At 69.6% G+C, this 12,387-nt stretch carries 8 protein-coding genes; 4 read left to right on the forward strand and 4 right to left on the reverse strand.

What is annotated here, in order from left to right:
• The 4 genes from BJ991_RS17280 to BJ991_RS17295 form a co-directional block, all read right to left on the reverse strand.
• A complete protein-coding gene (locus BJ991_RS17280; protein ID WP_179492023.1) occupies positions 1–744 on the reverse strand; it encodes a DUF624 domain-containing protein in 744 nt (247 codons plus the stop codon).
• Between the two features lie 91 nt (positions 745–835).
• On the reverse strand, positions 836–2,551 hold the full coding sequence (locus BJ991_RS17285; RefSeq protein WP_179492025.1) for an ABC transporter substrate-binding protein: 1,716 nt from the start codon (positions 2,549–2,551) through the stop codon (positions 836–838).
• Between the two features lie 52 nt (positions 2,552–2,603).
• Positions 2,604–3,548 (reverse strand): carbohydrate ABC transporter permease, encoded by a 945-nt coding sequence (locus tag BJ991_RS17290; RefSeq protein WP_179492027.1) that lies wholly within the window; start codon positions 3,546–3,548, stop codon positions 2,604–2,606.
• A complete protein-coding gene (locus tag BJ991_RS17295; protein WP_179492029.1) occupies positions 3,548–4,567 on the reverse strand; it encodes an ABC transporter permease in 1,020 nt (339 codons plus the stop codon). Before BJ991_RS17295 ends, BJ991_RS17290 begins: the two co-directional genes overlap by 1 nt.
• Positions 4,568–4,754: 187 nt before the next feature.
• On the opposite strand from BJ991_RS17295, the gene BJ991_RS17300 reads away from it, so the two are divergent.
• The 4 genes from BJ991_RS17300 (at position 4,755) to BJ991_RS17315 (ending at position 12,344) form a co-directional block, all read left to right on the forward strand.
• A complete protein-coding gene (locus BJ991_RS17300; RefSeq protein WP_179492031.1) occupies positions 4,755–5,756 on the forward strand; it encodes an acetylxylan esterase in 1,002 nt (333 codons plus the stop codon).
• Entirely contained in the window at positions 5,753–7,102 is a 1,350-nt protein-coding gene (locus tag BJ991_RS17305) for a mannitol dehydrogenase family protein (RefSeq protein WP_179492033.1), read from the forward strand. The genes BJ991_RS17300 and BJ991_RS17305 overlap by 4 nt, the downstream gene beginning before the upstream one ends.
• Positions 7,103–7,238: 136 nt before the next feature.
• Complete coding sequence (locus tag BJ991_RS17310; protein ID WP_179492035.1) at positions 7,239–8,249, forward strand: LacI family DNA-binding transcriptional regulator; 1,011 nt, start codon at positions 7,239–7,241, stop codon at positions 8,247–8,249.
• Between the two features lie 198 nt (positions 8,250–8,447).
• The gene (locus BJ991_RS17315) at positions 8,448–12,344 is read left to right on the forward strand and encodes an endo-1,4-beta-xylanase (protein ID WP_179492037.1); all 3,897 of its coding nucleotides are present in this window, start codon (positions 8,448–8,450) and stop codon (positions 12,342–12,344) included.
• Positions 12,345–12,387 lie beyond the last annotated feature (43 nt).

Genomic DNA, 12,387 nt, shown 5'->3' on the forward strand with positions numbered 1-12,387 from the left:
TCAGTCCTCAGGGGCTTCGGGTGCGTCAGGCGACTCGGGCGCGCGCGCGTCGGCCTCGTCGGGCGCGATGAACCGCTCGCGGATGTCTCGGGTCACGGGTCGCGCGGTGAACAGCGCGAGCCCCGCGAACGCCGACGCGAGCAGCGCGAGGGCCCAGCCCGACGCGAAGAACACGACGGCGACGGCGAGCACGAGCAGCGACGCGAAGCCGAGGGTCGCGAGCGGCCGCCCGGCCATGTAGTAGAGCGAGAGGCGGAAGATGTCGCGTGCGCGGAACGAGAAGAGCGACGCGATGATGATCGCGAACACGGTCCACAGCGCGACGAAGAGGAGCACGATCCACGAGATCACGATGAAGACGGATGCCACGCCCACCGCGGGGCCGAACGCGATGCCGATGCCGATGAGTGCGCCGATCGCGAGCACCGGCACCCATACCCACAGGACGTCGATCACATTGAGCCGCCACCCGCGCCAGTAGCGGGGCCACGGGTTCTGCTCCTCACCGCGCGTCCCGTCACGCAGCGCGTACAGGGCGGCCGAGAAGGCGGGACCGTACGGCACGGCGCACAGCGCGAACAGCGGGACGTTGCTCACGACCGGGGCCACGAGCGCGGAGGCCACGAGTCCGGGAGCCGCGGCGAGCAGGAAGCCGGCGGCGACGACGAGGTACCAGTACACGGGCGTCGCGAGTCGCCCGAGACGAGTGTCCCGAGGGTCGGGGGTGCTCGCCGTGGGTGTCATGTGATCCATCCTCCCGGATCCGGACATGCGGCGAGTCCGGTCCCGCCCCCGGGGGGAGGCGAGCGGGACCGGACTGCCGTTCGATCGGCTCCTAGTCTTCGGAGCCGCCGTTCTCCACTGCCTCAGCGTGACGCTTCTGCGCCTCGTTCAGCATGTCGATGTACTGGTCCATTCCGGCGGTGTTCAGCTCGGCGAGGTACGCGTCCCAGTCGCTGAGCGAGCGGTCGCCGACGATGAACGCTGCCGTCGCCTGGCGCACGGTGTCGATCAGGGCCGTCTTCCACAGACCGGCCTGCTCGTTCTCGAGCTCGGTGAGCGGCGCCGCGGGCGCGGTGGGCCACTGCTCCTTGGTGAGCATCGAGTCCACGAACTCCTTCGTGGCGGGGGCCATCATCGAGGTGCGAAGGTCTTCGGTGCCGCCCTCGGCCGCCATCCACACGCCGTTGGCGAAGCCGCCGTCGACGTTGAGGAGCTTGGTCGCGCCCGGGTTCAGGAGGTCCTTGGCGCGGTCCCAGTCCGCCGCGAGCTCGCGGGTGTCGCCGTTGCGCTCGAAGGTGAGCCCCTCGACGCCCCACTTGGCGAACTCGAGTCCCTCGTCCGAGTAGTACTGCCAGTCGAGGTACTGCAGCAGCGCCTTGAAGTACGGCTGGTCGGCCGCCTTCGCCGAGATCATGAGGCCCGGGATGCCGTCGATGCGGCCACCCGCGGCGAGCTTGTCGCCGGCCGGACCCTCGGGAAGGCGGATGAGCGCGACCTCGGCATCGGTGTTGCCGACCTCGGAGAACGACGTCATCGCGGAGGGCAGGAACTGGTCGTTGCCCGCGATGACGAACGAGTCGCCGTTGAAGAAGCTCGCCTTGGCGTCGTCATCGGTCTGCGTGACGCTCGCCGGGTCGAGCAGCCCGTCCTCGACGAGCCCGTGGAAGAACTCGATGAGCTCCTTGTAGGCGTCGCTCGCACCGGCGTACTCGAACTCCTCGCCGTTCCACCATGCGCCCGTGCCCGCGGACAGACCCCAGCCGGCGTGCGTGCCGAAGTTGGGAGCGACCATGTTGAGCGCGCCCCCGAGCGGGTCGGGGTCGTTGTACTGGTCGGAGATGACGTACTTGTCGGGGTAGGCCTCCTTGACCTTCATGAGGTCGGCCTTGAACTCGTCGTACGACTCGGGCTCGTAGCTCAGGCCCAGCTCGTCCCAGATGTCCTTGCGGACGACGTAGCTGTACTGCGGGACGACGATCTCGCTGACGCCCGGAAGCAGGTAGAACTTGCCGTCGTCCTTGCGCAGGACCGCGTCGATGTCGTCCTGCAGGTTCCACTTCTCGACCTTGTCGAGGAAGTTCGGCATGTACTGCACGAAGTCGCTCACGGGCAGCAGCGCGCCACCGGCGACGAACGGGGTCTCCTGGCCGGGGTAGGTGACCGAGATGATGTCGGGCGCGTTGCCCGACGCGATCGCGGCGCCGCGCGCGTCCTCGTAGCCCGCGCGGGGTGCGCTCTCGATGTCGAACGTGACGTTCTGGTTCTCTTCGAGCGCCTGCAGGATGGGCCAGTCCTCCTGAAGGGGGTAGCCCTCGTGGTCGCGGTAGAAGAGCCCGAACTCGACCGGCTCGGTCGCCTTGAAGGTGTCGCCGACGCCGTAGTCGGCCATCGCGCCGACCTCCTTGCCGGTGAAGTCGAAGGCGTTCTCGTCGGTCTCGTCGCCGCCGGCCGCGCAGCCGGAGAGCGCCAGACCGCCCGCGGCGATCGCGGCCACGAGCGCGACTGCGCCCCGGCCGCGGCGCGTCGTCGCGCCTGCTCGCTGTGTCATCGTGGGATGTACCTTTCTGTTCTCTTGGGGGATCGGAGCGTCCGAAGATCGCTCACGCCTTGACCGAGCCGAGCATCACGCCCGACACGAAGTACCGCTGCAGGAAGGGGTAGAGGCAGACGATCGGCAGCACCGTGAGGAGCATCGTCACCGCTTTGACGTTCGCCGCGATCTGAAGGCCCTCATCGGAGCCGTCCGGCTGTGCGGACGACATCAGCAGGTTCCGCAGGTAGAGGGTGACCGGATACAGCTCGGGCTTGTTCATGTAGAGCAGGGCCCCGAACCAGGCGTTCCAGAACGTCACGGCGTAGAACAGCACCATCGTCGCGAGGACCGCCTTGCTCAGCGGCAGCACGATGCGCCCCAGGATGCCGTACGTCGTCAGGCCGTCGATCGACGCGGCCTCTTCGAGCTCCTCGGGGAAGTTCTCGAAGAACGCCTTCATGACGAGCAGGTTGAAGATGCTGATCGCATTCGGGATGACGAGCGCCCAGAGGGTGTTGCGCCAGCCGAGCGAGTTGATCAGCACGTAGTTCGGGATGATGCCGCCCGAGAAGAACATCGTGAAGACCGCGAGCCCCACGAAGAAGGGCCGGCCCTTGAGGCGCTTCTTCGAGAGCGCGTAGGCGAACATCGTCGTGAGCACCATCGAGATCGCCGTGGCGACCGTCGTGTACAGCACCGTGTTGCCGTAGTTGCGCCAGAACATCGGGTCGCTCATGACGGTGCCGAAGGTCGTCACGTTGAACCCGAGCGGAACGATGCTGACCCGACCCGCGTTGATGTAGCCCTGCGAGCTGAAGGCGACCGCGATCACGTTGAGGAACGGGTACAGCGTGACGAAGCACAGCACGATGATCACGACGACGTTCGCGACGCGGAACGCCGTGTAACCGCGCGTGTCGCGGATGCCGCCGACCTTCTTGCGGCCGAACACCCGGTCGAGCGAACGGTCCGTCTCGGTCCTCACCGTCGTGGTCGGAAGGGGCTTGGTCATCACCACAGGCTTGCTCCCGTCACGCGGCGCGAGATGAAGTTGGCGCTCAGCACCAGAGCGAGGCCGATGATCGCCTCGAAGAGTCCGACGGCGGTCGCGTACGAGACGTTGCCCGACTGGATGCCGAGGCGGTACAGATACGTCGCGATGACGTCGCCGGTCGAGAGGTTGAGCGGGTTCTGCAGCAGGAGGACCTTCTCGAAGCTCACCGACAGGAACGTGCCGATGTTGAGGATGAGCAGCACCACGATCGTCGGCGCGATGCCCGGAAGCGTGACGTGCCACGTCTGCTGCCATCGATTGGCGCCGTCGATGCGGGCGGCCTCGTAGAGCTGCGGGTCGATCGTGGTGAGCGCGGCGAGATAGAGGATCGTGCCCCAGCCGACCGTCTGCCAGATCTCGGAGCCGACGAAGATCGGCCGGAACCACTCGGGCTTCTGGATGAAGTCGATCGCGTCGCCGCCCAGCACCTCGATGATCTGGTTGAACGTGCCGCGCGTCGAGACGAGCTGGAGCACCATTCCGGCGACGATCACGAGCGACATGAAGTGCGGCAGGTAGGTGATGGACTGCGCGACGCGCTTGAACTTCGCGGACCGCAGCTCGTTGAGCATGAGCGCGAGGACGATCGGCAGCGGGAAGATCACGATGAGGCACAGCGCACCGAGGATGACCGTGTTCCAGAACACGCGCCAGAACGTCGGGTCGTTGACGAACATCTCGAAGTAGTGGAAGCCGACCCACTCATCGCCGAAGATGTTCCCGCCCGGGCGGTACCGGCGGAATGCGATGATGTTCCCCGCCATCGGTAGGTACTTGAAGATCACCAGATAGACGATCGGCAGGATCAGCAGCGTGTAGAGCCGCCAATCCTTGCGGAGGGCCTTGCGCCACGTGACTGCGCCTTCGTCGCGCCGCCGACGACGGGGGCGCCTGCCGGGGCCGGGCTGCTCGGCCTCGCCGTCCTGTGAGCTGATGTCGATCGCGTTCGCGATCGCGACGTTCGTGCTGACCGACATGCGCTCCCTTGCGGCTGCCTGCGGCCGCGGCAACGCGACCGAAACTTTCGGATATGTGGGCGATACATGTTGAACCGTAATCGGCCGTCGGGCCGATGTCAACGTTTTCATTGTATTGTTCTCTGACCGTGACCCACGGCTCCGCGGACTCCGCGAACGCCGCCGCCGCCGATGCGAGAGAGACCCCATGCCCCGCTTCGATCTGCCCCTCGAGCTCCTGCGCTCCTACCGGCCGGAGATCGCCGAGCCCGATGACTTCGACGCGTTCTGGAGCCGCACGGTCTCCGAGGCGCGAGCCGCGGCATCCGTCTCCCGGCGCAGCCGTTCATCGGCGCCGCTCGACCTCGTCGACGTCGACGACGTCGTGTTCTCGGGCTTCGGCGGGGACCCCGTGCGCGCGTGGTTCGTGCGGCGGCGCGGCGTACGGCGACCTCTGCCCGCCATCGTGGAGTTCGTCGGGTACGGCCGCGGCCGGGGCCTCGCGTCGGAGCGCCTGCACTGGCCGGTCGCCGGCTTCGCGCAGCTCATCGTCGACACGCGCGGCCAGGGCAGCCAGTGGGGCACGGGCGGCGACACGCCGGATCCGCACGGATCGGCGCCGGCGGCGCCCGGCTTCCTGACGCGCGGGATCGAAGACCCCGACGATCTCTACTACCGGCGCGTGTTCGCCGACGCGGTGCGCGCCGTCGACGCGATGCTCGAATTCGACGAGGTCGACCCCGCCCGTGTCGCCGTCACTGGCAACAGCCAGGGCGGCGCCATCGCCATCGCGGCCGCAGCTCTGCACGACCGCGTCGCCGCGGCACTGCCCGCCGCGCCCGTGCTGTGCGACCTCCCGCGCGTCGTCGGGCTCACCGGCGAGGGCATGACCGCCGAGGTCGTGCGGTACCTGTCGGTGCACCGCGGCTCGCACGAGCGCGTGTTCCGCGCGCTGTCGTACATCGACGGCGCGAACCTCGCCAAGCGCGCGACCGCGCCCGCGCTCTTCGCGTGCGGGCACCTCGACACGATCGCGCCGCCGTCGGGGGCTTACGCCGCGTTCAACCACTGGGGCGGCGCCGACCGCACGATGGTCGACTACCCGTGGAACGAGCACGAGGGCGGCGAGGGCGTGCACTGGGTGCGCCAGGCCGAATGGCTTCGCGCGCTGTTCGGCATGCCCGACCGACCCGCGGACGATGCCGCGTGAGCGCCGCCGGGCTCCCCCGCCTGTCGCGCGAAGCGCTCGCGCGGGTCGGGACTCCGCTTCCCGCGCCTCCGGTGCGCATCGTGCACATCGGCGCGGGCGCGTTCCATCGCGCGCATCAGGCCTGGTACACGGCGCGGGCGACGGATGCCGCGAGCTGGGGCATCGCCGCCTTCACGGGCCGCGGCGACGACGTCGCGAACCGGCTCGCGCCGCAGGGCGGCGTGTACTCGCTCATCGAGCGCGGCCCCGTGACAGACCGCGTGACGCAGATCGGCAGCATCGCGGAGGTTCGTCCCGCCGGCCACCTCGACCGCCTGTGCGCTCTGCTGGCGGCACCGGAGACCGCGGTCGTGACTCTCACGGTCACCGAAGCCGGCTACCACCTGCGCGCCGACGGGACGCTCGACCTCGACGATCTCGCCGTGCGGGCCGACCTCGAGGCGCTCCGCGGACGCGAGGTCACGACCCTCCGCACGCCTCTCGCGCGCGTGCTCCTCGGATTGGAGGCTCGGCGTCGCGCATCCGTCGACCCCGTCGCGATCGTGCCGTGCGACAACCTGCCCGACAACGGCTCCCGCGTGCGCCACGCGCTCGAGACCCTCGCCGAAGCGGCGGGGATGACGGATGCCCCCGCCCTCGCGTCTTTCGTCACGACGAGCGTCGACCGCATCACGCCGCGCACAACGGCATCCGACGTCTCCGTCGTCGGCGAGGCGACCGGGTGGCGGGACGACGCCCCCGTCGTCGCGGAGCCGTTCTCGGACTGGACGCTGTGCGGCGAGTTCCCTGCTGGGCGCCCGGCGTGGGAGTCGGCCGGCGCGGTGTTCGTCGACGACATCGAGCCGTACGTGCGCCGCAAACTGCTCATGCTCAACGGCGGGCACCTCGCCCTGGCGTTCGAGGGCCTGCGACGCGGACTCACGACGGTCGCGGAGGCGGTCGCCGACCGGGAGTGCCGTCGCGCCCTCGAGTCCTTCTGGGACGAGTCCGGGCGCGCGGTGGGCGGAGACGTCGACGGCTATCGCGCATCGCTCGCCGAGCGATTCGAGAACCCCCGCATCGAGCACCGTCTCGCCCAGATCGCCGTCGACACGGTGACGAAGCTGCGCCTGCGCGTGCTCCCCGTCGTGCGGTCCGAGCGCGCGGCCGGCCGCCCGGGCGAGGCCGCGGTCGACGTCGTCTCGGCGTGGGCGGCGTGCGTGCGCGACGGCCTCGTCCTCGACGCGGGCGACCTCGACCGCGCGGTCGCCGAGCTCGCGCGAGAGGCCGATTCACGCGACGCGGGGCTGCTCGCGACGGCTGCCGGCGTGGCGACGGGAGGAGCGCTCGCGAGCGGGCGACTGTGACGTGACGGGCCGGATGCGGCATCCGTCGTCCCACTCGTCGGACGAAAGTATCGACAACCTTGCCGAAAGTCGTGCACAATCGAAGGCGATGCGCGCGCCGTCGCGCGCGGTGACCCTTCGCACAGGATAGAGGCTCATGGCAGAGAAGCAGCGCATCACGCTCGCCGCGATCGCCGCAGAGGCGGGGGTCTCGCTCGCCACGATGTCGAAGGTGCTCAACGGGCGCACCGACGTGGCGCCCGCCACTCGCGCGCGGCTCGAGGAGCATCTCGCCCGCCACGGCTACACGCGCCGCAAGGTGAGCCAGCGCAGCGAGTTCGTCGAGCTGGTGTTCCACGAGCTCGAGAGCAGCTGGTCGATGGAGGTGATCGAGGGCGTCGAGGACGTCGCGCACGCGGCCGGCCTCTCGGTCGTGCTGACCGTGAGCGGCGACCGCCACTCGCCCGACCCGCACTGGATCGACGGCGTGCTCCGGCGGCGTCCGGCCGGCGTCGTGCTCGTGTTCTCCGAGATCTCGGGACCGCAGCGAGAAAAGCTCCACTCGCGCGGCGTGCCGTTCGTGATCGTCGATCCCGCGGGGGACCCATCGCCCGACGTGCCGTCGGTCGGCTCGGCCAACTGGACCGGCGGGCTCATGGCGACACGCCACCTCATCGAGCTCGGACATCACCGGATCGCCGCGATCACAGGCCCCGAAGACATGATGTGCTCGCTTGCGCGCATCGACGGCTACCGCTCGGCGATGAACGCCGCGGGCCTCGACATCGACCCCGAGTGGATCCGCTTCGGCGACTTCCACCCCGGCGGCGGCGAGCGCCACGCGCGCGAGCTGCTCGCGATGCCCGACCCGCCCACCGCCATCTTCGCGGGCAGCGACCTGCAGGCCCTCGGCGCGATCGCCGCGGCGACGGATGCCGGACTCCGGGTTCCGGACGACCTCTCGGTCGTCGGGTACGACGACATCGCGCTCGCCCGGTGGATGAGCCCGCAGCTCACGACGATCCATCAGCCGCTGCGACGCATGGGCGAAGAGGCGACGCGGCTCGTGCTGCGCCTCGCCGAGGGCGCGAGCGTCGACACGCTGCGCATGGACCTCGCGACGCACCTCGTCGTGCGTGGGAGCACGGCTCCGCCTCCCGTCGGCTGATCGCCGAGGCACGCGGTCGCCGAGCGAGCCGGAGGCGAGACGACGCGCCCCGGCTTCGCACCGATGCTTCGACGAAGCATGCCCTCGAAACTTCCGAAGAAGTTTCGTAACAGTTCCGTAACGGTGCCCTCGGCATCCGCGACCCGTCGAATAGTTTGCGAGAACCACAAATTCACTCCCTCGCGCAAAGGAGCGCCCGTGAGACGACGCCGCAAGATCTTCGCCGCCCTCGCATCCGCGATCGCGGCCGGAGCGTTGCTGGTCACCTCCCTGACCGCGGTACCCGCCGCGACAGCCGCCGACACCGTCGTGTCGTCCGTCGACTTCGAAGACGGCACCCTGGGCGGCTGGACGCAGAGCGGCGGCGGTGCCGACACCCTGACCTATGTGGCCGACCCCGACGACGCGTCGAACCAGGTGCTCAGCGTCAACGACCGCGACGCCGACTACGTCGGGATCGAGAGCCCCGCGTCGCTGTTCGAGGAGGGCACGGTCTACACGTTCAGCGCGCGCGTGCGCCTGGCTGACGACGCCCCCGCCGACTCGACCAGCGCACGGTTCGTCGTGAAGGACGGCTTCCACTGGGCCGACGGCAGCAACACGACGATCACGAAGACGTCGTGGACGACGATCACCGGCACCCGCACGGCGGATGCCGACGACTCGAGCGTCTACATCGGCACGAGCGACCTGTCGCCGGCCGCGCCGTACACGTACCTCGTCGACGACATCCTCATCACCGCCCCGTCCGGCGAGCCGAGCGGCCCGGTCACGGTGCTGCAGAGCGACTTCGAGACGGACACGGCTCCATGGGCCGGTCGCGGTGCGACGATCGCGCAGACGGATGCCGCCGCCCACGGCGGCTCGCACAGCCTCGCGATCACCGACCGCGCGAACACGTGGAGCGGAGCCTCGATCGACGTGTCGACGCTCTTCGACGAAGGCGTCGAGTACTCGATCTCGGCGTGGGTGCGCCTCGCCGACCCCTCGGCGGCCCCCATCGGCGTGAACCTCGGCGTCAACCAGCCCGGCGCGGCGAACGAGTACCCGTGGGTCGGCTCGCGCACGACCGTCGACGGCACCGCCTGGGTGCAGCTGAGCGGCACCTACACGAGCGACCCGGCGACCCCCGCCGCGATCCTCTACGTGGAGGCGGCTGAGGCGGGCGTGGACCTGCTCCTCGACGACGTGCTCATCACGGCGCCCGAGACCGACCCGAACGAGCCGCCGACGCAGGCTCCGGGCACCGTGCTGCTCGAGACGGGCTTCGACGACGGCGAGCTCGACGGCTGGTTCCCGCGTCAGGGCTCTGACACGTCGAACCCCACCGTTTCGGTCGTGGAGGGCGGCGCGCTCGCGACGTCCCACGCCGTGCAGGTCTCCGACCGCACGCACGAGGGCGACGGCGTGCAGCACGACGTGAAGGACGTCCTGCTCCCCGGCGCGACGTACGCGCTCGAGGCGTATGTGCGCTTCGCGCCCGACTCCGACCTCGGACGCGGCCTCACCGTCTCGATGCGCACGCTCAACGGCGGATCGCAGTCGTTCGCGAACCTCATCCAGGTCGAGAACGCGACCGCGACCGGCTGGACGCGCGTGTCGGGGCAGTTCACCGTCCCCGGCTACGACGAGGCCGCGGAGCTGTACTTCGAGGCCCGCTACAACAGCGGCAACACCTCGACGTTCCTCGTCGACCAGATCACGGTGTGGGTGCCCGAGCCGTCCACGGGCGACCTGTCGCTCACGCCTCTGAAGGACACCGTCGACTTCCCCGTCGGCGTGGCGATCGACCAGCGTGAGACGAGCGGTGGGGCATCCGACGTCGTCCTCCACCACTTCGACCAGATCACGGCCGAGAACCACATGAAGGTCGAGGCCTGGTACAACGCCGACAAGCAGTTCACGCCCCATTCGCAGGCCGCCGCGCTGCTCGACTACGCGCGCGACAACGATCTGCGCGTGTACGGCCACGTGCTGCTGTGGCACTCGCAGACGCCGGCGTGGTTCTTCCAGGACGACACAGGGCGCGAGCTCACCGACTCCGACGCCGACAGGCAGTTCCTGCGCGACCGCCTGCGCACGCACGTCTTCGACATCGCGGAGTGGATCTCGAGCGAGTACGGGCTGTTCGGATCCGACACGAACCCGCTCACCGCGTGGGACGTCGTCAACGAGGTGGTCTCCGACCAGGCGACCCCGGACGGCCTCCGCCCGAGCGCGTGGTACCGCGTGTTCGGCGAGGAGTACATCCACCTCGCGTTCCAGTACGCCGACGAGGCGTTCAACGACGTCTACGCCGACCCGGCGGCCGACCGCCCGGTGAAGCTGTTCATCAACGACTACAACACCGAGCAGGACCTCAAGGGCGACCAGTACCAGGCGCTCGTGGAGCGGCTCCTCGACGCCGGGGTGCCGGTCGACGGCGTCGGCCACCAGTTCCACGTCTCGATCAACACGCCGATCTCGGCACTCGAGGCCGCACTCGACCGGTTCGCCGGCTACGGGCTGCTGCAGGCGGTGACCGAGATGGACGTCACGATCAACCCGGCGAACGAGCCGAACCGCATCAAGCAGGGCCACTTCTACCGCGACGCCTTCGACGCGTTCCGCGCGTACGAGGCATCCGCACCCGCCGCCGAGAAGCTGTACTCGGTGACGATCTGGGGCCTCACCGACACGCGGTCGTGGCGCTCGGCACAGCAGCCGGTGCTGTTCGACGGCTCGCTCGCGGCGAAGCCCGCGTACTTCGGCGCCGCCGGCGACGACGAGGGTGTGCCGCCGCTGATCAACACCGCGAACGTGTTCGAGGGCGACGTCGCGCTCCCGGACGGCTTCACGGATGCGGTCGAGTGGCGCAACCTGCCCGAGAACGTCCTCACGGGCGGGGCAGGCGGCTTCCAGACGCGGTGGAACGCGGATCACCTGACGGTCCTCGTGCGCAGCGCCGTCGAGGCGGAGCGGGTCGAGTTCACGTACCGCGGCGAGGAGTACGTCTACGCCCCCGGCGCGGCCGGTTCGGTCGCCGGCGTCGATGAGGTCGTGAACGGCGAGCACCTCATCGCGGTGCACCTGCCGCACGCCGACGTGACGCGCGGATCGACGGCTCCGTTCGACGTCCGCGTGGTGGGCGCTGACGGAACGGTCGTGGGCGGCTGGAACTCGGCCGGATCGACGGGGACGCTCACGTTCCTCGAGCCGCTGTCGTTCCTCGAGGTGCCCGAGACGGATGCCGCGCCCACCGTCGACGCGACGGTCGACGAGGTCTGGAGCACGGTCGAGCCGGTGACGACGGCGACCCGTGTCGAGGGCAGCGCCGAGGGTGCGAAGGCCTCGGTGCGCACGCTGTGGCGCGGCGACGTGCTGTACGTGCTGTACGAGGTGGCCGACCCGGTCATCGACGTCGCGAACAGCGACCCGTGGAACCAGGACGGCGTCGAGCTGTTCCTCGACCTCGAGAACCGCAAGACCGGTGCGTACGGCCCGAACGACGCGCAGTTCCGCGTGACGGTCGAGAACGGCCGATCGTTCGGCACGGGTGACGCGGCAGCCCAGGCGGCACGCCTCGAGAGCGCGGCGGCCCTCGTCGACGGCGGGTACGTCGTCGAGCTCGCGGTCGACCTGACCGGCCAGTCCGGCGGTCAGAGCGACGTCCCGCTCGGCGGTCCCGACACGTTCCACGGGATCGACTTCCAGGTCAACGACGGTCGCGACGGTGCGCGGTACTCGGTGCACACGTGGGCCGAGCCGACGGGCACGGGCTATCAGACGACGGCCCGCTGGGGCGTCGCGCACCTGGTCGCCGCCGACGACCCCGAGCCGGAGCTCGTGAACCTCGTCGCACCGTCGATCGTGGGCAAGGTGGCCAAGAGCAAGACGGTCACCGCCGACCCCGGTGAGTGGTCGTTGGAGGGCGTCACCTTCACGTATCAGTGGCTGGTCGACGGCGAGCCAGTGGGCAAGAAGGACACGTCGGCCACGTTCAAGCCGAAGAACGCCCATGTCGGCAAGGAGCTGTCGGTCGTCGTCACCGCACACCTCGACGGTTTCGAGGCGGTCTCGGCCACCTCGGCACCGGTCGTCGTCGCCAGGAAGTAACGCGACGGATCCCCCACGCGGGGCGTCGCGGGCCGAGCCCGCG

Origin of the sequence: Microbacterium immunditiarum, assembly GCF_013409785.1 — a bacterium.
Classification (GTDB): domain Bacteria; phylum Actinomycetota; class Actinomycetes; order Actinomycetales; family Microbacteriaceae; genus Microbacterium; species Microbacterium immunditiarum.

What these genes read in the sequence shown, in the direction of transcription:
- BJ991_RS17310 (WP_179492035.1), top strand. Translation starts at nt 7,239, where the DNA reads ATGGCAGAGAAGCAGCGCATCACGCTCGCCGCGATCGCCGCAGAGGCG.
- BJ991_RS17300 (WP_179492031.1), top strand. Translation starts at nt 4,755, where the DNA reads ATGCCCCGCTTCGATCTGCCCCTCGAGCTCCTGCGCTCCTACCGGCCG.
- BJ991_RS17295 (WP_179492029.1), bottom strand. Translation starts at nt 4,567, where the DNA reads ATGTCGGTCAGCACGAACGTCGCGATCGCGAACGCGATCGACATCAGC.
- BJ991_RS17285 (WP_179492025.1), bottom strand. Translation starts at nt 2,551, where the DNA reads ATGACACAGCGAGCAGGCGCGACGACGCGCCGCGGCCGGGGCGCAGTC.
- BJ991_RS17280 (WP_179492023.1), bottom strand. Translation starts at nt 744, where the DNA reads ATGACACCCACGGCGAGCACCCCCGACCCTCGGGACACTCGTCTCGGG.
- BJ991_RS17290 (WP_179492027.1), bottom strand. Translation starts at nt 3,548, where the DNA reads ATGACCAAGCCCCTTCCGACCACGACGGTGAGGACCGAGACGGACCGT.